This window comes from uncultured Helicobacter sp. (assembly GCF_937906905.1).
Lineage (GTDB): Bacteria > Campylobacterota > Campylobacteria > Campylobacterales > Helicobacteraceae > Helicobacter_B.
In genome coordinates this window covers 1-25,299 of the sequence record NZ_CALERY010000009.1, presented here as the reverse complement: position 1 = coordinate 25,299, position 25,299 = coordinate 1, and the positions used below count along the sequence as shown (strand labels likewise).

Annotated in this window: 29 protein-coding genes and 1 other RNA gene; 16 read left to right on the top strand and 14 right to left on the bottom strand. The window is 47.1% G+C overall.

The annotated features are described in order from the left end of the window. The first annotated feature begins 90 nt into the window (after positions 1-90). Together Q0171_RS02525 and Q0171_RS02520 are read left to right on the top strand one after the other, a co-directional pair. Positions 91-1,134, top strand: a complete 1,044-nt coding sequence (locus tag Q0171_RS02525; RefSeq protein WP_299326401.1) for a radical SAM protein — start codon at positions 91-93, stop codon at positions 1,132-1,134. Further along, positions 1,112-1,336 (top strand): hypothetical protein, encoded by a 225-nt coding sequence (locus Q0171_RS02520; protein WP_299326398.1) that lies wholly within the window; start codon positions 1,112-1,114, stop codon positions 1,334-1,336. The genes Q0171_RS02525 and Q0171_RS02520 overlap by 23 nt, the downstream gene beginning before the upstream one ends. 56 nt (positions 1,337-1,392) lie before the next feature. Here the strand turns inward: Q0171_RS02520 and Q0171_RS02515 are convergent, their stop codons facing one another. Continuing rightward, positions 1,393-1,905, bottom strand: coding sequence for a hypothetical protein (locus Q0171_RS02515; protein WP_299326395.1), 513 nt, complete (start codon positions 1,903-1,905; stop codon positions 1,393-1,395). Positions 1,906-1,971: 66 nt separating this feature from the next. Here Q0171_RS02515 and Q0171_RS02510 point away from each other — a divergent pair, with 66 nt between their 5' ends. After that, on the top strand, positions 1,972-2,361 hold the full coding sequence (locus Q0171_RS02510; protein ID WP_299326392.1) for a hypothetical protein: 390 nt from the start codon (positions 1,972-1,974) through the stop codon (positions 2,359-2,361). Between the two features lie 136 nt (positions 2,362-2,497). On the opposite strand, the gene ssrA is transcribed toward Q0171_RS02510, so the two are convergent. Then, positions 2,498-2,857: a transfer-messenger RNA gene (ssrA, locus tag Q0171_RS02505) on the bottom strand. Positions 2,858-3,049: 192 nt separating this feature from the next. Here ssrA and Q0171_RS02500 point away from each other — a divergent pair. The 13 genes from Q0171_RS02500 to Q0171_RS02440 all read left to right on the top strand — a co-directional run bounded on the left by Q0171_RS02500 (position 3,050) and on the right by Q0171_RS02440 (position 14,135). Then, on the top strand, positions 3,050-4,189 hold the full coding sequence (locus tag Q0171_RS02500; RefSeq protein ID WP_299326390.1) for an agmatine deiminase family protein: 1,140 nt from the start codon (positions 3,050-3,052) through the stop codon (positions 4,187-4,189). 8 nt (positions 4,190-4,197) lie between these two features. Continuing rightward, entirely contained in the window at positions 4,198-7,314 is a 3,117-nt protein-coding gene (locus Q0171_RS02495; protein ID WP_299326388.1) for a carbamoyltransferase HypF, read from the top strand. A 188-nt stretch (positions 7,315-7,502) separates the two neighbouring features. Then, the gene (gene rplM / locus Q0171_RS02490) at positions 7,503-7,922 is read left to right on the top strand and encodes a 50S ribosomal protein L13 (RefSeq protein WP_299326407.1); all 420 of its coding nucleotides are present in this window, start codon (positions 7,503-7,505) and stop codon (positions 7,920-7,922) included. 10 nt (positions 7,923-7,932) lie between these two features. Continuing rightward, on the top strand, positions 7,933-8,322 hold the full coding sequence (rpsI, locus tag Q0171_RS02485; protein ID WP_299326385.1) for a 30S ribosomal protein S9: 390 nt from the start codon (positions 7,933-7,935) through the stop codon (positions 8,320-8,322). Positions 8,323-8,554: 232 nt separating this feature from the next. After that, a complete protein-coding gene (locus Q0171_RS02480; RefSeq protein WP_299326382.1) occupies positions 8,555-8,776 on the top strand; it encodes a hypothetical protein in 222 nt (73 codons plus the stop codon). 213 nt (positions 8,777-8,989) lie between these two features. Next, positions 8,990-9,673, top strand: a complete 684-nt coding sequence (locus Q0171_RS02475; RefSeq protein ID WP_299326379.1) for a F0F1 ATP synthase subunit A — start codon at positions 8,990-8,992, stop codon at positions 9,671-9,673. Further along, complete coding sequence (locus Q0171_RS02470; protein ID WP_299326377.1) at positions 9,674-9,886, top strand: hypothetical protein; 213 nt, start codon at positions 9,674-9,676, stop codon at positions 9,884-9,886. Between the two features lie 43 nt (positions 9,887-9,929). Further along, positions 9,930-10,580 carry a Sec-independent protein translocase protein TatB gene (tatB, locus tag Q0171_RS02465; RefSeq protein WP_299326375.1) on the top strand — a complete coding sequence of 217 codons (651 nt, stop codon included), beginning with the start codon at positions 9,930-9,932 and terminating at the stop codon, positions 10,578-10,580. A 9-nt stretch (positions 10,581-10,589) separates the two neighbouring features. Then, positions 10,590-11,357: a twin-arginine translocase subunit TatC gene (gene tatC, locus Q0171_RS02460; protein ID WP_299326372.1), complete on the top strand. Its 768-nt coding sequence runs from the start codon at positions 10,590-10,592 to the stop codon at positions 11,355-11,357. After that, on the top strand, positions 11,260-12,735 hold the full coding sequence (locus Q0171_RS02455) for an S-adenosylmethionine:tRNA ribosyltransferase-isomerase (protein WP_366113652.1): 1,476 nt from the start codon (positions 11,260-11,262) through the stop codon (positions 12,733-12,735). The genes tatC and Q0171_RS02455 overlap by 98 nt, the downstream gene beginning before the upstream one ends. 8 nt (positions 12,736-12,743) lie before the next feature. Then, the gene (gene rsmG / locus Q0171_RS02450; RefSeq protein ID WP_299326369.1) at positions 12,744-13,364 is read left to right on the top strand and encodes a 16S rRNA (guanine(527)-N(7))-methyltransferase RsmG; all 621 of its coding nucleotides are present in this window, start codon (positions 12,744-12,746) and stop codon (positions 13,362-13,364) included. After that, positions 13,364-13,627 carry a hypothetical protein gene (locus Q0171_RS02445; RefSeq protein ID WP_299326366.1) on the top strand — a complete coding sequence of 88 codons (264 nt, stop codon included), beginning with the start codon at positions 13,364-13,366 and terminating at the stop codon, positions 13,625-13,627. Before rsmG ends, Q0171_RS02445 begins: the two co-directional genes overlap by 1 nt. A gap of 76 nt (positions 13,628-13,703) precedes the next feature. Further along, positions 13,704-14,135, top strand: coding sequence for a hypothetical protein (locus tag Q0171_RS02440; RefSeq protein WP_299326363.1), 432 nt, complete (start codon positions 13,704-13,706; stop codon positions 14,133-14,135). 209 nt (positions 14,136-14,344) lie between these two features. Here Q0171_RS02440 and Q0171_RS02435 read toward each other — a convergent pair whose 3' ends face one another. From Q0171_RS02435 to Q0171_RS02380, 12 genes are all read right to left on the bottom strand, one after another. After that, complete coding sequence (locus tag Q0171_RS02435) at positions 14,345-15,361, bottom strand: LptF/LptG family permease (RefSeq protein WP_299326360.1); 1,017 nt, start codon at positions 15,359-15,361, stop codon at positions 14,345-14,347. Next, complete coding sequence (locus Q0171_RS02430; protein WP_299326358.1) at positions 15,358-16,269, bottom strand: prepilin peptidase; 912 nt, start codon at positions 16,267-16,269, stop codon at positions 15,358-15,360. The genes Q0171_RS02435 and Q0171_RS02430 overlap by 4 nt, the downstream gene beginning before the upstream one ends. An 83-nt stretch (positions 16,270-16,352) precedes the next feature. Next, complete coding sequence (locus Q0171_RS02425) at positions 16,353-17,045, bottom strand: protein-L-isoaspartate(D-aspartate) O-methyltransferase (RefSeq protein ID WP_299326356.1); 693 nt, start codon at positions 17,043-17,045, stop codon at positions 16,353-16,355. Next, positions 17,033-17,770 (bottom strand): nitrilase-related carbon-nitrogen hydrolase, encoded by a 738-nt coding sequence (locus Q0171_RS02420; protein ID WP_299326353.1) that lies wholly within the window; start codon positions 17,768-17,770, stop codon positions 17,033-17,035. Before Q0171_RS02420 ends, Q0171_RS02425 begins: the two co-directional genes overlap by 13 nt. Continuing rightward, complete coding sequence (locus tag Q0171_RS02415; protein WP_299326351.1) at positions 17,760-18,809, bottom strand: ribonucleotide-diphosphate reductase subunit beta; 1,050 nt, start codon at positions 18,807-18,809, stop codon at positions 17,760-17,762. Before Q0171_RS02415 ends, Q0171_RS02420 begins: the two co-directional genes overlap by 11 nt. 91 nt (positions 18,810-18,900) lie before the next feature. After that, positions 18,901-19,692 (bottom strand): carbon-nitrogen hydrolase family protein, encoded by a 792-nt coding sequence (locus tag Q0171_RS02410; RefSeq protein WP_299326348.1) that lies wholly within the window; start codon positions 19,690-19,692, stop codon positions 18,901-18,903. A gap of 4 nt (positions 19,693-19,696) precedes the next feature. Further along, complete coding sequence (gene xseB, locus Q0171_RS02405) at positions 19,697-19,909, bottom strand: exodeoxyribonuclease VII small subunit (protein ID WP_299326345.1); 213 nt, start codon at positions 19,907-19,909, stop codon at positions 19,697-19,699. Positions 19,910-19,922: 13 nt separating this feature from the next. Further along, positions 19,923-21,320, bottom strand: a complete 1,398-nt coding sequence (locus Q0171_RS02400; protein WP_299326342.1) for a sodium-dependent transporter — start codon at positions 21,318-21,320, stop codon at positions 19,923-19,925. A gap of 131 nt (positions 21,321-21,451) precedes the next feature. Further along, positions 21,452-22,783: a sodium-dependent transporter gene (locus tag Q0171_RS02395; RefSeq protein WP_299326338.1), complete on the bottom strand. Its 1,332-nt coding sequence runs from the start codon at positions 22,781-22,783 to the stop codon at positions 21,452-21,454. Between the two features lie 165 nt (positions 22,784-22,948). Continuing rightward, positions 22,949-24,172: a polysaccharide pyruvyl transferase family protein gene (locus tag Q0171_RS02390; RefSeq protein ID WP_299326335.1), complete on the bottom strand. Its 1,224-nt coding sequence runs from the start codon at positions 24,170-24,172 to the stop codon at positions 22,949-22,951. Positions 24,173-24,194: 22 nt separating this feature from the next. Beyond that, complete coding sequence (locus Q0171_RS02385) at positions 24,195-24,422, bottom strand: hypothetical protein (protein WP_299326332.1); 228 nt, start codon at positions 24,420-24,422, stop codon at positions 24,195-24,197. Continuing rightward, on the bottom strand, positions 24,373-25,299 hold a 927-nt coding region (locus Q0171_RS02380; protein ID WP_299326329.1), incomplete at its 5' end, for a Coenzyme F420 hydrogenase/dehydrogenase, beta subunit C-terminal domain. The genes Q0171_RS02380 and Q0171_RS02385, both read right to left, overlap by 50 nt.

The window sequence follows — 25,299 nt, the reverse complement described above, 5'->3', positions numbered from 1 at the left end:
TCGCCTATGCCCCCACGCTCTATGCAGTGCTGCGCATGATGAAACGAGCGGTAAAGCGCATCATCAAACCAACCACATCAAGGAGTATCCATGCCTAGTCCAATACAACCTATGCAAGACATCGCCCAAGCCCACGCGGCTGCGCCAGATTTTAGCAAGCTTTCCACGCGACTGCGCTATTTGCGCGATGATATGCTGCGCCTGCGCTATTTCTCACGCAATGTTGAAAAAGCAAAATTTGCTTTTTCAACAATAAACTATAAGGCTATGCTGCGCAAATATCCAGCGCGCGCGATTTATCTGCTTCCGCTGCTTGTCCTGCGAAAACTCCTACTAGCACTTGACTCTATCATGCCAGAATCCTACGCGCACTATGAGCCACTTACACTCTACTTGCGTGCGAAATTTTACACGCGCTTTTTGCTAGGCAAGCTTGATATGCCCTACTTTGAGCTTGTGCTTACCACGCGCTGCTCACTGCGCTGTGAGTCCTGCAACAATCTCATGCAATATTTTGACTCCAAAACTGCCTACACCTGCTCGCTAGAAGGGATCACGCGCGCATTGCAAGAGCTCATAAAACATGTGGATTCTATCTCGTGGGTGCGGATTATCGGCGGAGAGCCACTACTGTTCAAAGATATTGATAAAGTCGTAACCCTGCTTGATAGCATGCCTAAAGTCAAAACCTTTGACATCGTAACAAATGGCACGATTATCCCAAAGCCAGCCCTCCTAGATGCCCTAAGCAAAAGCCACAAGTCCTGGGTGAGTATCAGCGACTACACAAAGTCCCCAAACCTTGACATCAAGCTACATATTGAGAAAATCACGCAAACCCTAGATGCGCACCATATTCGAAACTCCTGCTTGTGGCAAGATGAGAACACAGCTTGGTTTGCCCCTGGTAAAATCTACAAGCGCAATCGCACGCGCGAGGACATCGTGCGCAATTTCCGCGCTTGCTTAATGCAATGCGTAAGCGTGATGAGCCATGAGGATATTTTGAAAGGTGCAGATTCTAGGGCAAACGACTCTAGCGCGCAAAACTCTAGCATAGGAGAGTCCAAAAATCTCATAGGGGGGGGGGGCAGCACAGAGTGCAGGCGAGATGTTTCTTTGCCCTATTGCTAGCTCACTCTCTCGGCTTAAGGGGCTTAAAGAATTTAGCGGGGATTTTGTCTCGCTAGATTCTACTTGCAATCGCTACAAAATCATGCAATTTTACGCGCAGGACTTTTTTCACGCCTGCGACTACTGCCATGATATGGACAAGCCAAAAGAATATATCCCAATCGCGCGCCAGACCAAAGCCACACTCGCCCTAGAGCCATAGGCAAGGTGCTTAGGCTTTATGGGCTGGTGATTATGTGGAGCTTGAGGGCTTGTGGGTTATTTTGATAGAGAATCTGGACTTGACTCCAAACGCTTGAGATGAGCGCGCGCGAGTAGTGCCACGCCAATAGCGCAAAGCAGCACACCGGCGACATAGCTTATAATCTGGAACGCCCCATAGTGCATAAGCACCACCACTCCAGCAATGAGCACAACATAGGAGAGCAAACGATAGAGTCCAAACGAAATTTGAATCCCCAGGATAAAGCGCGAGAGGAATGAGGGCTTGCGGGATTCTGGCGAGACAGATTCTGGCGAAGTGGATTCTGGTGGGGAGTCTTGGGGGGATTGGTAAGTGGATTGCGGTAAATCTGCGGTATCTACCAGCTCTTTGTCTAAGCGCTTTCGCACAGCATGATAGGAGCTTAAAATGACAAGCAAACTCGAGCCATACGCTATAACAAAGCTTGCCACAGAGCGTGAGCCAAACAACCACCCAAGCACAAGCAAAGCGCAGAGTGTGAGCGCGATAGTCGCGATATATGTGATTGAGTAGGCGGAGCGGCGCATGTGTGTCCTTTAGCTGATTTTACGCGCTTGTATTATACAATACACAAAATCACCCAAAGGATTGCCATGCTAAAAAAACTCATACTCATCGCACTATTCTCCTGCTCTGCGCATGCGCTGGATTCTAATATCATCGAAATCATGCAATACCTCCAGCGCGATTCTGATCTCATACAGAGGGGCTTTTTTCTCAACAAATTTGACATCGTCCAAGAGGGCATAGAAAAGCACAAAGTCGATTTCAATACCCTGCAGAAATTTAATATCGATATGTTTCTTGATGAAAAGCACATCAACTACTCGCCAATCATTTCATCATTTCTCCGCAATATCAAGGAAAATCGCATAGCGCTTGAAAAATTTCTCAAAGACAATGACAAAATCCGCGCATACGAAGCATTCCAGCAGCTAGACTACAACTGCATGAAATGCCATGCGCTCGTGCGCGGCTGGTAGAGTAGCAACAACGCACCTTGATAAACTAAACTAGCAACATGGGGCACACTAGATTTTATAAGACAGAGAAACAATACGAAGAAAAACAGAAAAAATGTAGAGCAGAATTGATACGGGGATATTAAGCCAAGCACAATGGTGGAGTCGTGGGGAGTTGAACCCCAGTCCAAAATACGCTACCTACAAGAGCTCGACATGCTTAAGGGTGGGGTTTTAAATTCTCGCGCGCTAAGACCCCAAACTCACACGCGCAAAAAGCCCAAATCTTTCTCCATATCCCAGGCACTGATACAGAGGCAACTAGCAAAAGTAACGACCAAGCAAGCGCGCTAGTCTCGCTTGTATGATCGGCTCCTAAGAGAGTTAAACTTACGCGGCTTTTGCGTAAGCTGGAGCGAAGTTCGCGTTGTTTGCGTTTATTTTGTCAATCGTTTTACGGCGATCAAGCCGACATGCACTCAAGGGGAACATATCCTGTCGAAGCCAAGTCGACCCCATGGGCGCGCATTGTAGCACCCAGAATCTAACACGCTGCTTAAATCTCGCGCGCTCCTAGTCAAGCCTCAAGCCCCTTATCCAAGCAAGCTAGTGTAGATTTTGCTACAATGCGCGCATGATTTTCGCTCGACTCTGGGCTAACATTATCTTTGCACGATCTTTGCACGCAATCTTCACACAAAGGCATGCCATGAACGCACGATACACACCAAATCAAGCACAAACCCGCACACATCATCTCCCACGGCGTTTGCGTGCAGAGTGGGAGCACCAGCGCGCAGTGCTACTTAGCTTCCCGCATGAGCGTAGCGACTGGGCGAGCCAGATCGATCGCGCACGCGAGTGCTTCTTGCATATCATAGAATCCATCATCGCTTTTGAGAATGTGCTTGTGTGTATTGATTGTGAAGATTATGCTGGGCTTCAAGCAATTTGTGCGCGTTTCGCGCCAGATGTGCCATGCTCACTTGAGATTACGCCATTTACCACCCTAGCCCTTACAGAATCTATCACACTTGCATTTGTGCCTACAAACGACACATGGGCGCGGGATTTTGGTGCAATCACTTGTGCGCTAGATTTAGATTCTGCCACAGCAAAATCTATAAAACCAGAATCCAATCTCTTGCTTCATTTCAACTTCAATGGCTGGGGGCTCAAATATCCTGCAAATTTTGACAACCAAATCACACGCCACCTCCATACGCTAGGTGCGATTACAGGCGTGCTAGAGTCCCATGCGCTCGTGCTGGAGGGCGGAAGTATCGATAGCGATGGAGCTGGGAGTATTCTCACTACCACTGCCTGCCTCCTTGAACCTAACCGCAACCCCACACTCACCAAATTAGAGCTAGAATCAAGCCTACGCGAGATTCTAGGGATTGATCGCGTGCTATGGCTAGAGCATGGCTATCTGCGTGGCGATGATACTGATAGTCATGTGGATATGCTCGCGCGCTTTATTGATGAGCATACAATCGCCTATGTCTCCTGCGATGATGAGCACGATGAACACTACACAGAGCTAAAGCTCATGGAGCGCGAGCTCCAAGCACTTCGCACCAAGAACGGCGAGCCATATAACCTCATCGCTCTGCCTTTTGTCCCAGCGATTTATGACGAGAGTGGCGAGCGACTACCCGCAAGCTATGTGAATTTTCTTTTTGTCAATGGCGCGCTGCTTGTGCCAATCTATGATGAGTCAAGCGATGATCTTGCACTTCGTCTCCTGCGCTCTGCCCTGCCCGATCGCAAGGTGCTAGGCGTGCATGCACGCACACTCATAGAGTGGCACGGAAGCTTACACTGCGTGAGTATGCAGCTGTATTAGGGTATAAAATGCTTGTTTGTAGATTCTCTGGAGTCGTGCAGGGGGTGGGATTCCGCCCTAGCGTGTATCGTATCGCCACAGAGCTTGGGCTGCAAGGTGGCGTGTATAATGACTCAAGCTGCGCGATTGTCTTGCTAGCTTGTAGCCCGAGCCTACAAGCCCCAGAATCTAAAATCTCGCACTTTGTGCGATTCTACCCACTGCGACTCTCACTTACCAAACCCTCCATGCTATCTCTGCTTAGTGGAGGTGGCGCGGTGTATGCCCAAAGCCTGCTATGCGCGTTTCTCTCTGGGCTTTTTAGCGCGGAGTGCGGCGCAGGCTTTAAAGATAAAGGAAGCTCTAGGGCAGTTAAATGGGGGGAAGCAGAATCTAGTTACAAAGCAGATTCTAGGAGTTTTGAAGTAGATTCTATGCTACCGCTTGCGCCATTTGCCAAAATCACGCAGATTGAGTGTTTTTCCCTAGATTTTGCCCCAGAATCCGCCAAAGCCCAAATCCCAAGCCTAGAATCTAGCCTAAGCCAGCTACGCACACTCCACGCCAAATACGCCCCCATAGATTCTGCTAGCCATACAAACCAAGCCACAAATCAATCCGCCAGCACCACGCAACCACAGCGCCCATGCTTCTATATCCTAGATTCTGTCACTGCGCCTAGCACCCACACCCAGCTAAAGCCTCACGCACAAGAGCCTATGAATCTCCCCACAGATTCTGCCACCTGTCCTGCATGCCTGCGTGATTTGTTTGATAAACGCTCGCGCTTCTATCGCTATCATCTCACTGCCTGCACACTCTGTGGCGCGCGATATACTATCATGCACACCCTACCCTATGATAGAGAGCGCACGAGTATGCGGGATTTCGCGCTGTGCGATGAGTGTGAGCGGGATTTTAGGACATCTGGTAGTCGGTTTTTCCATGCGCAGCCACTCTCCTGCTCCAAATGCGCGATCCCACTTCGCCTACTAGACTCCAGCGGGGTGGTGATAGAGCAAGCATACGCTGCGATAGAGCGCGCTGCCACGCTCCTAGAGCAAGGCGAAATCCTCTGTATCAAAGGCTTAGGAGGCTTCGCATTTATTTGTGATAGTAGCAATGCCAAAGCTGTGCGCACATTGAGAGAGCGCAAAAAGCGTGCGAGAAAGCCATTTGCGATTATGTGTCGCGATTTGCCCCAGGCTAGAGAAGTCGCCTTACTAAACCGCGCAGAATCTAGCGCACTTAGCTCACCACAAGCACCTATCATACTTGCCTGGAGCAATCCTGCCAATCCCTTATATCTCGCCCTAGCACACATCGCACCAAATCTCGCTACCATAGGGATACTGCTAGCAAACACACCACTGCACCATCTCCTGCTCGCGCACTTCCCTAAGCCCATTATCTATACCAGCGCCAATCTCCCGGGCGAGCCTATCATCACAGAATGCACACAGGCTTTGACATCGCTTCAATCTATTGCTAGCTATTTTTTGGACATTGGGCGCGAGGTGGTGCATGGGATTGACGACTCAATCATGCGCTATATCGATGGTGCGATACGCCCTATCCGCCTAGCGCGCGGCATCACACCAGAATCTATCCCGCTCGCACCTTTGGATTTTGCGCAACAATCTGTGCAAAATCCAAGAGTGGAGTCCAACACAAAGCCCACCCTAGATTCTGGTGGGATTCTCGCACTTGGTGCAAACGACAAAATCACACCAGCACTTGTGCAGCCCTACCCCAAAGGCTCCACATCGCAATCTAGCACCTCTAGCTTGCAACACATCTCTCCTAAACGCGCATATCATCTCATCATCACGCCCTACATCGGCAGGCTTGATAGCCCAAGCGCACAAGCACGCCTAGAATCCAATCTCGCACTCTTTGGTATAAATACCTACGATGACAAGAGAGTGGATCTTGCGCTTGACTCCGCTTCTTCTCTAGCGCTTATCATCAGCGATAAACACCCGCGCTATCAAAGCACACTCATCGCCCAGAATCTCGCACGCAGCTCCCGCCAAAATACACAAGAAGCATGCGAAAAAACCACAATTAAGCGCGCTGCGCGTGGGCAAATCACACATTTGCAAATATTTCACCACCATGCCCACCACTGCGCGATTTTGCACGAAATGCAAGGGCGTGTGGGCGTAAATGCTACGCATAAAATCCTAAGTGTGATTTGGGACGGAAGCGGACTAGGCGAAGATGGCAGTATTTGGGGTGGGGAGTTTTTCTACGGGGATTTTAGGGAGATAACGCGCGTGGGGTGTTTCATGCCTTTTGCACTGCTTGGCGGAGAAAGAGCAATCGCGGATATCGCGCGTATCGCGTATATGCTAGCCCTGCATGCCAAACATGAAGCGATGATCGCACGCTATGAGAGACAAATCCCCGCCATACTCCAAACACTCGCACAGAAGTCTATCAAAGAATCTGGCAAAGATTTTGCGCAAAGCCCTATCACAAGCAGCGTAGGGAGACTTATCGATGGTGTGGCACATATACTAGGGCTGCTAGAATCCACAAGCTACGAGGGTGAGGCAGGCGCACTGCTAGAATCCTGCGCGCTTAGATTTTGCAATATTAGGGGAGATTTTGGTGCAAGTGCTTCTGGCATGTCTGCATCTCCTATCATCGAGCTTGAACCATACCCATATACTATCCATGAAAGTGGCGAAACTTCTGCTACACAGACATCTCTATGGGTGATTGACTGGCGCGAGATGATCTACCAAATCTGCCAAGATCTCCTTAGTGGAGACTTCCTTGACGAAAATCGCCCCCCCATCATGCAGAATCCACAATCCCCGCGCACTGCGCAAATTGCACCACAAATCGCCTACCGCTTTCTCTACACGCTAGCACATATAGCGTGCGATTGCATTAAGCGCTTCAGTGCCACACGGGAATCCATGCGTGAAAAACGCTGTGAAAATCTCCAAGAAAATCTCCGTGTCGGGTTTAGCGGAGGCGTGTTTCAAAACAAGCTTTTATGCGAGATTCTAGGGTATTTACTCCGCAAACGCGGGGTCGCCTATGCGTTTCACACACGCGTGCCTTGTAATGACGGAGGCATAGCGTATGGACAAGCAATCTATGGATACCACGCAAGCCAGCACAAATCCTAGTGCCAATCCACCAGAATCCACGCTGGATTCTTTGTAATCCCCAGAAATTAAAAACTTAAAAATAGCCTAATTTAAGCCTAACTTCAGTAAATCCATACTACAATCCACGCTTATTTTCGCCTTTGTAGAATCTCTTTGCAGAATCTACCCCCAACGGCGCAAAACGCAGAAAAGGACAATCCATGAATATGACACAATCCATGAAAGCGAGTGAAATCACGCGCGAATGGCATCTCATCGATGCGACAGACAAGACCTTTGGTCGGCTTATCACAGAAGTCGCCACGCTACTACGCGGCAAGCACAAGCCTATCTATACGCCCAATGTTGATTGTGGGGACTTTGTAGTGATCATCAACGCCACAAAAGCTAAATTTAGCGGTGCAAAGCTGCAAGATAAGGAATACTTCACGCATTCTGGATATTTTGGTAGCACAAAATCCAAAACTTTAGAAGAAATGCTCCAAAAAAGCCCAGAGAAGCTCTACCACCTAGCAGTGCGCGGTATGCTCCCTAAAACGAAGCTTGGCAGAGCGATGATTAAAAAGCTCAAAGTCTATCAAGGCAGCGAGCACCCACACACAGCGCAAATCACAAAAAGCAAGTAAAGGATCATAAATGGCAAAAGTATATGCAACAGGCAAAAGAAAAACAGCAATCGCAAAGGTCTGGCTTAGTAGTGGGAGTGGGAAACTTTTAATTAACGATATGTCGCTTAATGAATGGCTTGGCGGACATGAAGCAATCAAAAAGAAACTTCTCCAGCCACTTGTTATCACTAAGCAAGAAAAGTCCGTGGATATCAAGGCAAATGTATTTGGCGGCGGGTATTCTGCGCAGGCAGAAGCCGTGCGACATGGAATCTCAAAAGCGCTTAATGAATACGACAGAGCGTTCCGCGCAATTCTCAAGCCAAAGGGACTGCTAACTCGCGACTCTCGCGTGGTCGAGCGAAAAAAATACGGGAAACGAAAAGCGCGCAGAAGCCCACAATTCTCCAAACGCTAAGATTCTGCTGGATTTGATGCTCTTACCTATGCTTCGGGCATTTGGGGCGTAGGGTTGGAGCAAAAGCGTCCTATGAGGCTACTATGTATAGGGTGGGCACAGCATGGATCTTGGCTAGATTCTGGTAATGTAAATCCTAGGTCTTGGATTATTTGGTTTTTTGGCTTTAGTATTTAAGTTTGTGTTACCAGGGTTTGGCTATCCTTAATTTGACTCTTCAGGAAACAAGCACATGAGTGATATTGGTGATGTTTTTGAGTGCGAGCTAGAGAGCAGGCTCCAGGAGCTACGCACTTGCCAAAGTGCAAAAGGACTTCTGCCCAGTGAGGATAATCCACAAGCGCCAGGCTGCTTTGGTTGCAACGATCTTGATAGCTGCCAACTGCGGCAAGATTATGTCAAAGCCGTGTATAAAAGCATGAACAAAGGTCAGGCTGGCGATTTTGCGTTTTAAGCTGGTTTGCCTGGAATCTACTCTCCCCCTCCCCTTTTTTCTGCTCCTAAGAAATGCAATCTACAGAGATGATTAGGGTAATGCAATAATGGACAAAAGTGTAGAAACGCATGCTCTAAATGCAAAAAATAGTAAATAAAGCAAAATTTAATAAACTATTGAGAAAAGTTTGGGCAAAATCCAGCCAAACACCACAAAGGGCAAAGGATTTGTATGGAAGAGAGACTATTTACATTTGCTGGCATGATAAATTCTGATCACCACTTCATCACTGCATTTTATGCGATTTTATGTGCTGTGGTGACGGTGTTTATGGCACGACTCGCAACAAGAAATATGCGCGTGATCCCCACTGGTCTGCAAAACCTCTATGAAGCGACTATTAGTGGAATGCTTTACATGGCAAAAGATGTTATCGGCGAGGAAAAAGCGCGCAAATACTTTCCGCTTGCAGGGACAATTGGGTTTTATGTATTTTTCTGCAATGTGATTGGAATGATTCCAGGATTTGAAGCTCCCACAGCTGCGTGGGATTTCACGCTAGTGCTAGCGCTTATCGTATTTTTCTACTATCATTTTGAGGGGATTCGCGCCCAAGGTGTAATCAACTATTTCGCACATTTCATGGGTCCTGTGAAGTGGCTTGCGCCGCTGATGTTCCCTATCGAAATTATCTCTCATCTTTCTCGTATCATCTCGCTTTCATTCCGTCTTTTTGGGAACATCAAGGGTGATGATATGTTCTTGCTTGTTATGCTTATGCTTGTGCCTTGGCTTGTGCCCGTTGTGCCTTTTGCTATTTTGGCATTTATGGCATTGCTTCAAGCATTTGTATTTATGATTCTTACTTATGTGTATTTGGCGGGTGCGGTGCTTGTCGAAGAGGAGGGACACTAGTTGCCACACCAGCTCGCTGCAATCCTTGATGTGCTAAGCGGACTTTTTATCGGCGTAGCGATAGGCGGTGCGGTGTGCCTTGGGTATGTGGTATATGCGCTTTTGGGCTATGCGCTACTAGGCGTGCTTGTGGGTGCGCTGTTTTTCTGTGTTTTCTTGTTTTTTGGTGTGGTGGCAAAGGCTCTAAGCATGCTGCTAAAGTATCTCTTGTAATGCGCTAGACTCTATGTAGATTTTAGGACTGCTAGGATTTTTTATGTTTGGTATGGGATTTTTTGAGATTGTGGTTATTGTCATCGTCGCCATTATCTTTCTAGGTCCTGACAAGCTTCCCCAAGCCATCATTGATGTGGTGAAGTTTCTAAAAGTTGCGCGAAAAACGATCCACGATGCCAAACAAACTCTCGATAACGAGCTGCATATTAGTGCGCTCCAAAAAGAAGCTTCAAATTATCATGAACATTTTAATGCCCAGGTTGATTCCATTACCAAAGATATGCAGCTAAAGGAGATTGATGAACTCTTTAGTGAATACAAGGCACTACCAGCAAGCGTAAATCCGCAAAATCCTGCCGCCATAGATTCTGTGGTGGATTCTGGTGTGGCAGGAGAGGTTGTGGTGAGAGAATCTACTCCAGAATCCACGCCCAAGAAAAATGTGAAATCAACAAAGTCCAGCAAAGGCGACAGAGTGAAATCTAGCAAATCTACTAAATCCAGCGAACCTGCTAAAACCTCCTCCTCCAAGCTCCTGAAATCCCCCAAACTCACAAAATACCCAGAATCCACGCACCAAGAGTCTTTAGCAGAATCTAAAGCACTTGCCAAAGCTGCAAAATCTCCTGCTTCCTCTGTCTCCAAGACACACTCGCCCAAATCTCGCGCGAAATCTCGCACCAAGTCTTAAAGGTCTGCCATGTTTGAAGATCTAAAGCCCCATATTCAAGATTTACGCAAACGCCTTATGATTGCCCTTGCTAGCGTGGTTGTAGCATTTATCGTGTGTTTTGCATTTTGGAAGCAGATTTTTGGGGTTATCAAAGTCCCTATCGAAAATGCCTTTGCGCGCGATGTGCAGGGGCTGCTCGTGCAGCTCTCTCCACTAGAGGGGATTTTTTCCGCGATGAGTGTGGCGTTTTTGGCAGCTTTTACGATTTGCGTGCCTATAATTTTTTGGCAGCTGTGGCTGTTCGTCGCGCCAGGCTTGTATAAAAACGAGAAAAAAATCATCTTGCCTTTTGTGTTTTTTGGCACGGCGATGTTTGCGATGGGGGCGTTGTTTGCCTACTATGTCGTGTTTCCATTTATGATTGAGTATATTTTGCTCTTTGGGAACGATATGTTTGAAGCCAATATCTCTATTGAAAGTTATGTGAGCTTTTTTATCCGCGTGGTGCTAGGCTTTGGTGTGGCGTTTGAGCTACCTGTGCTGGCGTATTTTCTGGCAAAAGTTGGCATGATTACCGATGAGAGCTTGAAAGGCTTTTTCAAATACGCTGTGGTGATCATTTTTATCATCGCCGCCATTATCACTCCACCAGATCCGTTTTCCCAGCTACTCATGGCTATCCCGCTGGTGATTCTCTATGGATTCTCGATTCTCATCGCGCGCCTTGTCAATCCCGCCAAACGCGCACCAGAATCCAGCCACTCTCCCCAAAAGCCAGACAATGACCCAAGCTGACCCATACGCACTTGCCACCTACGACTACCCTCTGCCAGAGCATCTAATCGCCCATCACCCAATCTACCCGCGTGAGCAGGCAAGACTACTTGTGTATGATCGAGCAAGCAGGCGTATCACACATACAACTTTTGCGCATTTGTTGGAGTTTATCCCGCCAGATTCACTTATTATCCTCAATGATACGCGCGTGCTAAAAGCCAGAATCCATGCCCAAAAGCTCCCCAAACCCCCAGAATCTAGCCATGAATTCTTGGGCATAGCTCTTGGTGCAAATTCTAGCGAGACTAGGCTAAGGGCGCGCGAGATATTGTTCCACAGACTATTTGCTGCGCGCGATGTGAGCCAGCTTGTGCAAACCCATGCCGATTTAGATTTCGCACTAGAATCTAGCCTTAAATCTAGCACATATGCAAATTTAGACTCTGCTCTTACTAAGCTGCCCTATGCGCCTTGTATCTGCCAAGTGCGCGGCAGGCTCAAGGTTGGTGATGTGCTATGGTGTGGCGCACATTACTATGCGCAAATCATAGGGGTGCTAGAGAGTGGCTATCGCGTGGTGCGGTTTTTCACACACATGCCACAATCCACCCCGAAGCTCTCACAACCCCCACACTCCCAAATAACAAATCCAGCTCCTAGAGAGCTGTGCGCCCAGATGCAGTATCTCTCCTATGCCCAAGTGCTTGCCATGCTAGAATCAATAGGACAGACGCCACTGCCACCCTATATCAAGCCAGATAGTGCATATTGCGCGCAAAGTGATTATCAAAGCGTGTTCGCTAGCCACGATGGTGCTATTGCTGCGCCTACAGCTTCGTTGCATATCTCCTCGCAAATGCTAGAATCTATGCGCACACGCTTTGATTTAGCCTATATCACGCTGCATATCGGGGCTGGGACATTTGCTAGCGTGAATGTCCCAGATATACGCAGCCATGTCATACATACAGAAGCGCTGCATGTGAGCGCACCAAATGCGCGAAAAATCCTAGAATCTAAAAAGCGTCTCTGCGTAGGCACAAGCGCGCTTCGCAGTGTAGAGTATCTTTGTCGTGTGGCAAATGGCAAGAGTGATGACGGAAATAAGAGCGGGTATGCGGGCGATTGCACAAGCAAAGACGCTAGTAATGGATCTTATAATGTTTTTGAAACAGGGGCTAGCGATTTTAGTGCGCAGTGTGATATCTTTCTCCACCCAGGCAATCCCCCGCACTATGGGCACGCCTTGCTTACGAATTTTCACCTACCCAAATCCACGCTCATCATGCTTGTGGCTTCTATGGTGGGCGTGGAGATGTGGCGAGAGATCTATACGCAAGCGCTGCAGGAGGGCTATCGCTTCTACTCCTATGGCGATGGCATGCTTATCATCTAGGGTGAACAATGCAAGAAATAGCGAGTATGCAGGATCTGGGTGCTGGCATAGTGGGGCTAGATTCTCTGCTTGGTGCGCTTAGTGGCACTGCGACAAAGAAAACTGCCCTAGAATCTTATGCAGCACTTGTGCTAGAGTGGAATCAAGCACACAATCTTACCACCGCTCGCACTCTGGCTGATATGGAAAAAAACATTATCGATTCTGCGCTGCCGCTGCTTGTCATCAAGCCATTTTCTCTGTGCTTTGACATCGGCTCTGGGGCGGGGCTGCCTGCGTTGGTATTGGCGATTTTGTGCGATTCTAGTGCGTTTGTGCTGAGCGAGCCACGCAAGAAGCGTGCGGCGTTTTTGCGATTTTGTGTGCAGCGACTAGGGCTCAAAAATGTGCGCGTAGAATCTAAGCGTGCGCAAGAGATTAGACTGGAGTTTGCTCCAGATCTCATCACCTCGCGTGCAAGCTTGGGGAATAGCGCGCTGCTAGAGCTTGGGCGTAAGCGGATTGCTAGCGGCGGGCATTATCTTTTCTATAAAGGAGAGAGAAGCTTCTGCGAGGGACTTGCACCCTATGATGTAGGCGTGCAGCTTTACCGCTATAATGCCAGAATCTATGTGTATAAGGAGGCGTGATGATTCGGTTTTTTATCTTGGTGATTGCATTTAGTGTTTTGGTATATTTGGTGCTGCGGCTCGTGCGCCGTGTGCTAGGCTATGGGAAAAACCCTTTGGGCGATTTAGAGGCAAGGACTGCTAGCGCAGATTCTGGGCGAGATAGAGAGCATGATGAATGCGAGCTTGTAGCATGCGCACGATGTGGGAGCTTCACACCCATAGATTCTGCTATAAGGTTTAAAGGTAATTTCTACTGCTCCAAGGATTGCCTGCCAAGCTAAATCTACATGCGCTAAGCGTGTTTAGGGGTGCTTGGGTCAATATGGCTATGGATAAACCACAAAATAAAGGAATAAAATGATTATCATCGGGGCGCATGCGGCGGTGTATCCTGCGCGATTTGTGCGAGTTGGGAGTGAAGAGGAGCTAGCGAGTTTGCGCGCTATGTCAGCGCAAGTAGATTCTGGTATAGAGACGCATGAGAGAGTGCAGAGCGAGATTATCGCGTGGTTTGGCTATGATCTAGCACTGGCAGAGTGCGCTAAGTCCTGGCACATGCCATTTGCTATGCGTGTGGGGAGTGTTAGCGAGTTTCTTATGAGTGCGTATTTTTTGCCGCGCTTTGTGATTGTGGATTCTGGTGCAAAGGCGTATCAAGAGATTGCAGATTCCTATGTGTTAGATTCTAAGGTGCTACAGGTAATTGCCAGCTGGGAGGAGATAGAGCTATATGCTAGGCAGGGGATTGATGGGGTGATTTTCGCACATGTGCTTGAGAAAGAGAGATAGAGGGTAAAAATAGCACATAATGTCTCATCAAAGTGCCGCTTTGCCTATCTGCTTGGCTATCAAGGTCTGCTCTACCCTATGCAAAGCCCTATGAGGGTGGCATTTGCTTTGGTAGCAGAGTCGCCTAGCTTGGTATATTTTAGATTTAGAGTCTTGATATCTCTACTCTTTGCCCGTTGAGTCTCACAACATAAAATCGCGCGTAAGCTCTAATACAGCCGCAGGATAAATTTCCTATATAGTAAATATGAACCTAAAATCCACAAAATAGGCAACGCAAATATCCCAATAAATGGCGCATTCTGGCTTAAAACATGCATAGCGATGAAATACCCACCTACACTAAGCAGCAAATACACATAGCTTAGATTCTTGTGGAATCTAGGATTGGCGATACCAAAAAGCGGTATGAGAAAAATGCTCACAATAGGAAAAAGCGAGGTGATAATCGCTTGCGCGAGTCGCCTAGCCTGCGAGTGGCTACCTTCAAATGCACTTTTCCAATATGCCCATAAATCATAGGAGCTAAGGTTAATCTCATCAATTTTGGTATGCACAAGCATTTGGGCAAAATCCGCACGCTCGACTTTGTTTGGTGCGGCAAAATACGCACTCCCATCGCGCAAAAGCAGCGTGAATACACCCTCGTTATTACTCATCTCACCCTCACTGGCGACAATAAATGTCTCCTGGGATTCTAGATTGCTAGAAAAAAGCACTAAGCCCTCATAATGCCTATCCTGCGCCTTATCAGCATAAACAAGCCAATCACCAAGCTTTTGACCAAACTCCCCGGCTTTAATGTTGATATTGACTTCAGCACGCTTTTGCGCCATGAAATTGCCATAAGCGCTTTTAGAGAGAGGAATAAGAGCTAGTGAGAAAAATAATAGCACAATGCTTGCAAAAGCGCTTAGCCCTACAAATGGCAGCAGAATCTTGCGTGGTGAAATCCCAAGTGAGAAAAACACAAGCAGCTCATAATCAAACGAAAGCCGAGAGAGCCCCAGCACACACGCACAAAAAAATGTAATAGGGATAATGAAAAAGATTCCATTAGGGATAGAGTAGAGAAATATCTGTGCCAAATCCCAGATATTGAGCTTAATGAATTGCGTAACCGTCGCAAGACCAATCAGCAAAACAATAGAAGCGATAAAAAACAACACCACAAAAAATGGCAAAAACACCTGCGCCACCGCATAGAAAAGATAGCGCTGCATCATGCAAGCACCCCCAACCCAAGTCCGATAAAAAGCCCTAAAGTCATGCAAGGGATAAGCGGCACTACACATAAGCGTGTGTGCTGGATTCTTGCTCCTAGCACTAGCACGCACGCCACTACACAGCCCCAGAAAATGCTTAAAAGCAGACCCTCAAAACCAAACAACGCACTAAATCCAGCACAAAAGATAATATCCCCCTCGCCCAGCAGCTGTCTATGCACTACCATAAGCCCTAGCATATACACCAGTGCGATGAGTCCAGCACCCAGAAGCATATCTTGCAACACTGCTATATCAACAATCTCCCATAGATTCTGCAGCACACCAGAATCTATATCCAAAGCTTCAGGCACGCCAAACCCCCTAAGTAGCTCCAAGTTTGGTATGGGATTTTGAGATGAAGTATAGAGATGACTAAAAGCCAAAGGCGCAAGCCCTTTCATCGCACCAAGTGCAAGCCAAGAGAGATTAAGCCAATCGGGCACGACATAGTAACGCATATCCCATGCACAGAGCAAGAGCATTATGAGCGCAAGTGGCAAAAGCCACAAAAGAAGCACACCAGATACCGCCATGATCCCCAAAATCCCACAGACAAGCGCAGCAAGCCCCACCCAAAGAAAGCGAGAGCAGCAGCGCGTGCTAGTAGATTCTGGTGGAATATAAGCAGATTCTGTCGATCCTGGAGAATCCACAATCGCTTGTGGTGGTATTTCGCGGAGCTGTTTTGATAAATCATTCAGGGGCTTTTTTGGGAAAAGCAACCACATTGCAAACACACCTACACACACCCCAAGCACCCCATGCCACACATGAAAGCCCTGCATGGATTCTAGCGACTCTAGTGTCAAAATCTCACGCCAAATCCTATCTGGCGCAATACTGAAAGATTCTACTAGCTCTCTCATCGCTTCTTGGCTCTCTTTTATAGTTTATCTATGCTGTGTGCTTGGCTTTTGTGCTTTTCATCACTCGCACCCCATCTTGCGCCCTACTTGGCAACCCCACTAACCACCGGGACAAACAAACATTCCTCCAAAATCTCCTCATCACACAATCTTCCGCCACGCTTAGTAAAGCGCTTGATATATTGCTTGCTTTGAGATTTGGGGGTATTAGAGCTTGAAGAGAGAGTGAGCGTAGGAATCACGCTCTCCCTAGAGATTGACAACATGGGAGCAACGAGAATCCCTCCCTCCTCTAGCTGCTCGATTATCGCCTCTGGGACATCCCCTTCTAAGCAAGCAGAAAACAATATGCGATCATAAGGAGCGTATTGCGCCCAGCCTTGCTGACCATCGCCAAGCTTTGTGTGAATATTGCTCACACCGCTTGCACGGATTCTATCCCGGGCTTCAAGCAAAAGAGATTCTATACGCTCTATGCTAAAAACTCGGCGAAAAATGCGTGAAAGCACCATGGCTTGATACCCGCTCCCACAGCCAATTTCAAGCACACTATCGCCAGGCGTTAAGTATTGAGTCATTTTCGCAACAGTAAGCGGGGAGGAGACCCACTGCGCTGCCTCCATAGGCAGAGGCTTAAGACTATAAGCAAGATGTCTCATAAACTCTGGCACAAACATCTCACGATCGACAGATTCTAGTGCTTTGCGCACATGAGAGTGCAGAGCAAACCCCCTGCTAATCTCATCGCACATTAGGCTGCCTTTTATTTGGTGCATTCCTTTAGCCCCACATCGATGTATTTGCGCATTTTTTCTACTTCTGCAATGTCAATTTCTGCAGTTATGATCTCCTTGCTATCATCTTGGATAACCTTGCCATAAGGGCTAATTATCGCGCTGGATTTTGCCATATGCAAGCTAGCAGCATTACAGGCTACAACAAAGCATTGATTGGCGATAGCAAGCGCACGAGATAGCGTCTCGAAATGCTCCTTGCGAGCCTGCGCCCATTGTGCTGGGACAAAGAGCACATCAACACCCTGAAGCCTATGCCAAAGCTCAATAAATCGCAACTCAAAGCACACTAGCGCGCCGCAGTTCATGCCATTAAGCCGAAATGGAATAATCTCACCCACATCTCCAGCAGCAAAATGCAAATGCTCCTCACCAAGCATAAAAAGCTTATGCTTAGACTGCTTATGGATAAGCTCGCCATTGGAGAAGACCTTAAGATTATTATAGAACTTATGATTTTTTTTCTCAATCATCGTGGTGATAATCGTGCGATCTCTACTAGCATGTAGCAGCTGCTCTGTGGCATGCTTACTAAACTCGCTCGCCTCGTCCATGTTCTGGTAGCAAAATCCGCTTAACGCAAGCTCTGGAGTTAAGATAATCGAGCCTTTTTTACTTTTCTCCAACTCGGCGATGACGCGCGCTAGGTTATCCTGGAATTTCTGCTTGGTTTTTATTTGCAGTAGTGTCAATTCTCTAAAAATCATCAAAATCTACTCCGCCTTTTGTATAGTTTGTAACCTTAGCTTCGAAGAAGTTTGTTTTCTGCTCATTGAAGCTACTAAATCTATTTACCCAATCGATTGTATTTTTATTGTCATAGATTTTTGGTAGTCCTACTCTCTCCATGCGCTCTTTGGCTAGATATTGTATATAGCCTTTGATAAGCTCTTCTGTGAGTCCCATGAGCTTGCCTTGTGTGATATAGATACCCCAATTTATCTCTACCTGCACTGCTTGCTTAAACATCTCTACCACTTCTTCCTCTAGTGCTTTTGTGAAAATATCTGGTCTCTCTTTGCGTAGAGTGTTTATCAAGTGCTGGAATATGAGCAGGTGTGTAACTTCATCTCTTTGGATAAATCGTATCATCTGTGCGCTTGAGAGCATACGCCCTTGTCTAGCTAGCGCATAGAAAAAGCAAAAGCCACTATAAAAGTATATGCCCTCTAGGATTTGATTGGCATAGAGTGCTTTGACGAAGTTATGCTCTGTGGGGTTATCTGCTAGCCCTGTGTAGATATGCGCGATATAGTCGTTTTTGTTGCGTAGTTGCATATCTTTACGCCACATGTCGTAGATTTCATCAGTGTTTGCAGAGATTGACTCTACCATGACAGCGTAAGATTGGCTATGAAGCGACTCCTCGAACGCCTGGCGTATCAAAAGCAAGTTTATCTCTGGCGATGTGATAAATGGATTGATATTATCGTTTAGGTTGTTTGTCTGCAAAGAGTCCATGAAAATAAGCTGTGCCAATGCCCTATCATAGCCTATCTTCTCTTCAGGCTGTAAGTCAAGGTAGTGTCGCTTGTCTTCGTTCATATTTACTTCCTCTGGGAACCAAGTGTTGTTTAGCATAGTTTTCCAAAGCTTGTATGCCCACTCATATTTGATACGCGTTAGCTCAAACATAGCAGTAGGATTGCCACCAAATATCTTTCTATCATTTACGCTTTCGTTTGAAGTTGGGTCGTAGATTTTTTTGTGTTTGAGTGTTTGTTGTGGGTAGAGATCAAAATCCATACTGCTATCCTTGCTATATAGTCCTAAAGTTTAGTGGGCGACATTGTAGGGAAAAAAAGCTTAAAGCCGCTTATGGAGCAGCACAAGCATGCTAGATATCAAACACCTCGCGGAATCCCCATTCCCGCGCCATTTGCGTGATCTGCTCGCGGTGTAGTGTGATAGAGAGTCGCTCCTGCGTATCGCCCAGATGATCAAGGATCTCTCCATTTGGCATAGCAATAAGACTATCGCCATAGAATCTCCATGTATGTCCATCAACTTGCACTTCTCCCACGCGATTTGCTCGCACGATCGCACAGCCATTGAGAAACGCACGCATTTTGCACAGCTCACGCCAGCGTGCCGCAGAGTCAAAGGTATTGGCACAAGGCATGATGACAATATCCACACCCTGTGCCCTAAGCTTGCACCATAGCTCATCAAAATGTATTTCAAAGCCAAACATCATAGCAATCTTACACCCACCTAGCCTAAAGATTGCAGGTGTGCCCAAACGCTTTGGCTGCGGATTGGCAAAATACTCCACCTCATTCCAATGCTCGTAGCTAATAAGTCGTTGCTGCATGTAGTAGAAGCTGGATTCTGGTGTGATATGCGCAATTTGCTTGTAAAGGCGCTTTTTGCCAGCAGTGATGATAGGCGCAATGAAATGCAGAGCATAGCGCTGGGAGAGAGACTCCAAAGATTCTAGCTGTCTAGACTGATCTAGAAGAATCTGCTTGCTTGAAAGCCCGCGCAAATCGGTGAAAAACGCGCTTAGCGTGTATTCTGGCAGGACGACAAGCGTGCCAGGGGCAAGCCTGCGACAAAAAAGTGCGAGCCGAGAATCATCTGGCGCGATACTATGCTGCTGGTAAATTTCAATACGAAGTGCGCTCATGAGACTACATCGCGCCAGAATCTGGAGACTCCAAATTCTCTAGGGATTTGATTTCTTCATATTCTAGCTTAGCTTTCTCAAGCAGCTCTTGAGCGGCTTTTAGCTCTTGAATGCCTTGCTTATAGAGCGACAAACTCTCTTTGAGACTTAAATCCTGCGCGCCAAGCTGCTGCAATATTGCTTTTGTCTTGGCGATTTTCTCTTCAAAATGCTCCATTGCCACCCCCACATCACTGCGCAAAAATTTGGAATAAAAACACCGCGACAATCACAAATGGCGCGACATAGCGGATAATGGCATACCAAATCGCAAATGAAAGCGGGCTTAGAAAGCCCTGTGTAAATTCCCGCACACGCTGAGTTTTCATCGCATAGCCCAGGAAAATAATCGAAGCAAGCGCGCTTAGAGGCATGATAACTTTTGCTGTAATCATATCAAGGAAGAAAAATGTATTGTTTGAAAACGCCCTGCTCATCTCACCCACAGCAGCTACAAGCGCAGGATAGAACTCTGGGGTAAAATGCTTCCCTATATAAAATGCCCTAAAGGAGTCAATCGCCAAAAGCCCCAGCACAAAGACAATCGCGCTAATGGCAAGGCTTGCTTTGATTCTGGAGACTTTATAGCGCTGCGTGAAGTAAAATACGCTTGGCTCGAGCAGCGAAATCGTCGAGGTGATCCCAGCAAAAATCAGCGCCCCAAGAAACGCGAAGCATAAAAACTGCCCAACAGCGCCAAACTCGGCAAAAATCAGCGGCAGCGAGATAAACACCAAATCCATGCCACCATCGCCACCTTTCTCAAGCACCCCCTCATAGCCAAAGAAAAATGTAAAGATAATAAGCCCCACAATGAGCGAAATTGCAATCCCAGGGATTACCACCCATAGTGATGATTTAAGCAGATTCTGGTTGCTTGGACTCACAGCCGCGTAGGTTACAATCGTCCCTACACCCAAGGAGAGCGAGAAAAACATCTGCGCCATCGCCTCTACAAGCACCCTGCCATTCAAGTCCTCATAGCGAAATCCAAAGAGAAAATGGACTGCCTGCATAAATGAGGGCTGAAACATCGCATACACAAGTAGCCCGATGAATATGATAAAAAGTAGTGGCATAAGCACAAGATTAAGCTTTTCAATCCCATCTTTTACCCCAAACGACACGATAAGCGCAGTAACGCCAAGCACCGCGCTAAAGCCTAGAATCTGATACCACACATGAGAGACCATAAGCTCCATGAAATTAAACTTTGATAGCTCCATGGTGCTGGGGAGCTGGAAGCTTATGGCAAAAAAGTAATACAAAATCCAGCCCAAAATCACCGCATAAAACGACAAAATCAGCGGTCCGCCAATGATTGCGATACCGACAAACCGCCATGGCTTTTTAGGGTGAGAATCTAGCGCTTCAAAACAACCCACAACATCGCTTCTGCCCTTGTTTCCAATAATCATATCGGCGACAAGCAAGCTCACGCCAATGCTAAGAGCCAGCACGAAAAACAGCAAAATAAACGCGCCCCCTCCCATTTGCCCTGTCATATAGGGGAATCGCCAAATATGTCCAAGCCCGATAGAGCTGCCCAAAGTCGCTAGGACAAAGCCGATCTTAGAAAATTTACCCATAGATTCTCCCTGAATATTTAGAATCCACTTGAAGATTGCCTGCTAGATTCTATTTTAGCTTCTGGGATTCTGCTCTAGAACCCACTCCCACCAATACTGCACTCAATATTTCTTTGATTTTACGCTAGATTCTACTCAAGCACCACACCAACCCACGCTATGATAATCACAAGCGGCACGATATAGCGAATGATAAAAAACCACAGAGCAAACGCAAAATCACCAAGAAATCCGCGTGTCATCTCGCGCACGCGCTCCTTGCCAATGGCATAGCCCACGAAAATCATGCTAATAAGCGCACCAAGAGGCATGATGATATTTGAGCTCGCCGCATCTACCCACGCAAACAGCGCTTTACCAAACACACTAAGTGCAGCAGAGTAATCACTATTGAGCGAGAATATCAATAAAAGCCCCACCACATAAATCACACCTGTGATCACCCAGGTGGTAGTTTTGCGACTTTTATTGTATTTTTGGACAAAATACATCACGCTTGGCTCAAGCAGTGAAATCGTCGAAGTGATCCCAGCAAATGCCAGCCCGATGAAAAACAGCACCGCGACGACCACGCCCACACTGCCCATTTTGCTAAATGCCACTGGCAGAGATTTAAACACAAGCCCCGTGCCCTCCCTAGATTCTACTCCATACTCATACACAAATGTAAAAATAATCAGCCCAGCAATAAGCGAGATAATCACTCCACTGACAACCACATAAAGCGCGCTTTCAAGGAGATTTTGCTTAGAATCTGTCGAAGCAGCATAGGTGATGATAATCCCAATCCCAAGCGAAAGCGAGAAGCACATTTGCCCCATAGCGCTCACAATGACAGAAAAGTTAATATCCTCATAGCGAAATCCAAAGAGAAAATGGACTGCCTGCATAAATGAGGGCTGAAACGCTGCATACACAAGTAGCCCAATGAAAACAACAAAAAGCAGTGGCATAAGCACGAGATTAAGCTTTTCAATCCCATCTTTCACGCCAAGCGACACGATAAGCCCAGTAAGCCCAAGCACCGCGCTAAAGCCTAGAATCTGGTAAAACGAATGCGAAGTAAGCAGTGCTGTAAATGCCGCATCAGCTTCAGCAGCATTTTCTGGGAGATCAATCCCCACGCCCACGAGGTAGAACACCACCCAGCCAAGCACCACAGCGTAGAATGTCAAAATGATAGGACCACCAAGCAAAGTAAGCCCAGCAAATCTCCAAGGCTTACTAGGGCTCGCATCAAGCTCTATAAACGCATCTGCAGTGTTTTTCTGCGTTTTGTTCCCCACGAGCATTTCGCCAACTAGCATTGCCACTCCCACAAATAGTGTCATCACTAGGAAAAGCAGCACAAACGCACCACCACCATTCTGCCCCGCCATATAGGGGAATCGCCAAATATGTCCAAGCCCGATAGAGCTGCCCAAAGTCGCTAAAATAAAGCCAAATTTCGAAAAACTATTCATAGTAAATACCTTTATTGGAGTGAAGCTGGCATTATAACCAAAAAAGAGCTTAAGAAAAAGCAAAGATTAAGAAGTTTTTCAAGGTTTGGATACAAGAGCGAAAATTCCACAGAATCCAGCAATCTCCATAAAGCGCACAGATTTAATGTGCGCGAGCATGAGAATCTATAATACCTTTTGTAAAAACTCCTCGCCCACCTTGCGCCATTGCGCTAGGCGGGTATTCACAAGCTCCCAGTCTATGGGTGGATTTTGCGCGATTTTGTCTTGAAGCTCTTCTAGGCTATTGACGATACGATCCTCTAGCCCAAAGATACGCACGAGATTTTCAAAACGCGTATTAAGACTCTCGCTTGCTTGATGAGAGATTCTGCAAATGAAAAATGGCGTATTCATCATGATTGCGAAGCATGCACCATGAAATGAGCCAGAGACCATGAGCTTACACCCTTTGATACATGCGATCCACTCTTGTAGCGTGGGATTGTAGTTGTCATTAGAATCCGGGTCGCATGCACTGCTTACCGCGATGACCTCATCATGCGCCCCCAGAATCTTAGGAAGCTCATCGCCGCCAAAGCGCTCATCGCCATAGGTGTAGATAAAAATGCTCTGCGAGAGATTGTTAGGCAAATCCAGCGCACTAGAATCCACCAGCTCCACCCACTGCGCTTTTGTCAGCAGCATAGTAGGATCTGGCACGCAGATAGATTCTACTCCAGCGCTTGCGAGTAAATCAACATTGGATTGCTCACGCACGCCTATGACAGCATAATCTTTCAATGCCTTTTGGAAATATGCTTTATGTGCTGCACTATTAAACTCCCGCTTCCCCATGCTCGCTGCATAGGCGATTTTCTTGGACTCTGGCGCAGCGAACTCTAGCGTATAGTAGGGCAGCCATGAGTATTCATAGCCTAGTGCGCTCTCTGCTGGTGCGGTGCCCCAGTCATTCCATACTTGATCGCTTCCAGTGATGAGCACATCGGCTTGTAGCTCTGGGTAATGGTGCTTGGTGCAGAATAGATAGAATTGTAGCGAGTCGCTATGCACTGCGATATATTTTTGCTTAAACTCATTAAATCCGCGTCGCTTGCGCATATTAAGGATTGTTAGATTCTCATTCTGGCTTGGTTTTATCGCTCTTTTACACGCACGCAATAATTCATAGATTCCATTACCTAGAATACGATGAACCAAATACGCCTTTTTATTAAACCCCACAGGCATACCCCAAATAACTTTGACATCGTATTGCTCTGGGTAGGTATTGCGCAGGTAACGCTGAAGCGCATAGGCTTGCAGAATCTGCCCGTAATTTTCTTCACAGAATATGAAAGTAACAACGCGTAGGATTTTCTTTTGACTAGATTGCTGTGTGTTTTGCATGATTTCTCCTTTCAATGTTGGTTTATTTGGATTTGAGAAGTTTTTTGAGCTTTTGCTTTAGTGTTTTGGGCAGACACTTGCCAATCATCGCGCGAATACGCCATTTCAATACTGCTGGCAAGCCAAACGCAGAATCTAACACCAAAGCACGATTTAGCACGCGCATGGCGTTTTGCGCGGCGGCTCGCTGGGCGCTAGGATTACCCCCCCCCCCCGTTTTTATCAGCGCAGAGACCAAGCTCGCGCTCATAGGTCATAAGCACATTGCGCAAGACTTTTTCACGCGAGATAAAGGGGTATCTAGGGTATTTGTGGGGTTTGATGAGCGATTGATTCCATGCGGAGACTTTTTCAAAGCTTGATGGCACAATCTCCATAGAATCCGCGATAGCCTCCATAAAGTCTGCACCCTGCTTGCTATGGATAAGTGCGCAGGTAACGCCTTTGGTATCGTCAAACTCTGGGTGCTGGACATGCACACCCCAATAATCACCAAGTGTAATATCCGCGCCAGATTTGAAGCCTTTGGCATAGCAGTTTTCACAGCTTGGGCGCGTGATGTAGTGCCCTAAAAATCCAGTCATATAAGGGACTTTAGAAGTGGGTAATTTCTTTGTCTTTGTCTTTGTCTTTGTCTTTGTCTTTATGGCAAACTCCCCCTTGCCCCAGCCATAATCTTTCCCGCGGAAATTCACATCAAGCACGACCTCATCGTCTTCTTCAAGCAGGCTTTGTTTATAGATTTCAAACACTTTGGGGCTTGGGACAGAGTTGCAGATGACTTCGATTGTCAGTAGATTGGCATAGGGTTTGCGCAGGAAGCTATGCAGCCCATGGATCTGGCACTGCACCCCGCTAAATAGCACGAGTCTCCCGTCTTTGAGATAGGATTTGACCTGCTTGAAGCTCTCGCCAATGTAGGATTCTACATATTTGGAGCGGCGCAGGGAGTCTAGCTCATCGGGGGAAAATATAGGCTTGTGAATGACGCGGAGATTTTCATCATACCCAGCGCCAAAGACCACGCCGCCACGGGAGAGCACATCAAGAGCGAGCAAGGAGAAAACTCCACCGCTTGATGAAGCCTCGCGCAGGCGAGTATCATGCGCTTTAAGTGCTAGGCAATA

What these genes read in the sequence shown, in the direction of transcription:
- Q0171_RS02385 (WP_299326332.1), bottom strand. Translation starts at nt 24,422, where the DNA reads ATGAGCGCGAGCTTGGTCTCTGCGCTGATAAAAACGGGGGGGGGGGGT.
- Q0171_RS02420 (WP_299326353.1), bottom strand. Translation starts at nt 17,770, where the DNA reads ATGATTTTTAGAGAATTGACACTACTGCAAATAAAAACCAAGCAGAAA.
- xseB (WP_299326345.1), bottom strand. Translation starts at nt 19,909, where the DNA reads ATGGAGCATTTTGAAGAGAAAATCGCCAAGACAAAAGCAATATTGCAG.
- rpsI (WP_299326385.1), top strand. Translation starts at nt 7,933, where the DNA reads ATGGCAAAAGTATATGCAACAGGCAAAAGAAAAACAGCAATCGCAAAG.
- Q0171_RS02430 (WP_299326358.1), bottom strand. Translation starts at nt 16,269, where the DNA reads ATGAGAGAGCTAGTAGAATCTTTCAGTATTGCGCCAGATAGGATTTGG.
- tatC (WP_299326372.1), top strand. Translation starts at nt 10,590, where the DNA reads ATGTTTGAAGATCTAAAGCCCCATATTCAAGATTTACGCAAACGCCTT.
- Q0171_RS02515 (WP_299326395.1), bottom strand. Translation starts at nt 1,905, where the DNA reads ATGCGCCGCTCCGCCTACTCAATCACATATATCGCGACTATCGCGCTC.
- Q0171_RS02510 (WP_299326392.1), top strand. Translation starts at nt 1,972, where the DNA reads ATGCTAAAAAAACTCATACTCATCGCACTATTCTCCTGCTCTGCGCAT.
- Q0171_RS02475 (WP_299326379.1), top strand. Translation starts at nt 8,990, where the DNA reads ATGGAAGAGAGACTATTTACATTTGCTGGCATGATAAATTCTGATCAC.
- Q0171_RS02390 (WP_299326335.1), bottom strand. Translation starts at nt 24,172, where the DNA reads ATGCAAAACACACAGCAATCTAGTCAAAAGAAAATCCTACGCGTTGTT.
- Q0171_RS02445 (WP_299326366.1), top strand. Translation starts at nt 13,364, where the DNA reads ATGATTCGGTTTTTTATCTTGGTGATTGCATTTAGTGTTTTGGTATAT.
- Q0171_RS02495 (WP_299326388.1), top strand. Translation starts at nt 4,198, where the DNA reads ATGCTTGTTTGTAGATTCTCTGGAGTCGTGCAGGGGGTGGGATTCCGC.
- Q0171_RS02500 (WP_299326390.1), top strand. Translation starts at nt 3,050, where the DNA reads ATGAACGCACGATACACACCAAATCAAGCACAAACCCGCACACATCAT.
- Q0171_RS02395 (WP_299326338.1), bottom strand. Translation starts at nt 22,783, where the DNA reads ATGAATAGTTTTTCGAAATTTGGCTTTATTTTAGCGACTTTGGGCAGC.
- rsmG (WP_299326369.1), top strand. Translation starts at nt 12,744, where the DNA reads ATGCAAGAAATAGCGAGTATGCAGGATCTGGGTGCTGGCATAGTGGGG.
- tatB (WP_299326375.1), top strand. Translation starts at nt 9,930, where the DNA reads ATGTTTGGTATGGGATTTTTTGAGATTGTGGTTATTGTCATCGTCGCC.
- Q0171_RS02455 (WP_366113652.1), top strand. Translation starts at nt 11,260, where the DNA reads ATGGATTCTCGATTCTCATCGCGCGCCTTGTCAATCCCGCCAAACGCG.
- rplM (WP_299326407.1), top strand. Translation starts at nt 7,503, where the DNA reads ATGACACAATCCATGAAAGCGAGTGAAATCACGCGCGAATGGCATCTC.
- Q0171_RS02410 (WP_299326348.1), bottom strand. Translation starts at nt 19,692, where the DNA reads ATGAGCGCACTTCGTATTGAAATTTACCAGCAGCATAGTATCGCGCCA.
- Q0171_RS02440 (WP_299326363.1), top strand. Translation starts at nt 13,704, where the DNA reads ATGATTATCATCGGGGCGCATGCGGCGGTGTATCCTGCGCGATTTGTG.
- Q0171_RS02435 (WP_299326360.1), bottom strand. Translation starts at nt 15,361, where the DNA reads ATGATGCAGCGCTATCTTTTCTATGCGGTGGCGCAGGTGTTTTTGCCA.
- Q0171_RS02520 (WP_299326398.1), top strand. Translation starts at nt 1,112, where the DNA reads ATGTTTCTTTGCCCTATTGCTAGCTCACTCTCTCGGCTTAAGGGGCTT.
- Q0171_RS02400 (WP_299326342.1), bottom strand. Translation starts at nt 21,320, where the DNA reads ATGGGTAAATTTTCTAAGATCGGCTTTGTCCTAGCGACTTTGGGCAGC.
- Q0171_RS02415 (WP_299326351.1), bottom strand. Translation starts at nt 18,809, where the DNA reads ATGGATTTTGATCTCTACCCACAACAAACACTCAAACACAAAAAAATC.
- Q0171_RS02525 (WP_299326401.1), top strand. Translation starts at nt 91, where the DNA reads ATGCCTAGTCCAATACAACCTATGCAAGACATCGCCCAAGCCCACGCG.
- Q0171_RS02425 (WP_299326356.1), bottom strand. Translation starts at nt 17,045, where the DNA reads ATGCACCAAATAAAAGGCAGCCTAATGTGCGATGAGATTAGCAGGGGG.
- Q0171_RS02480 (WP_299326382.1), top strand. Translation starts at nt 8,555, where the DNA reads ATGAGTGATATTGGTGATGTTTTTGAGTGCGAGCTAGAGAGCAGGCTC.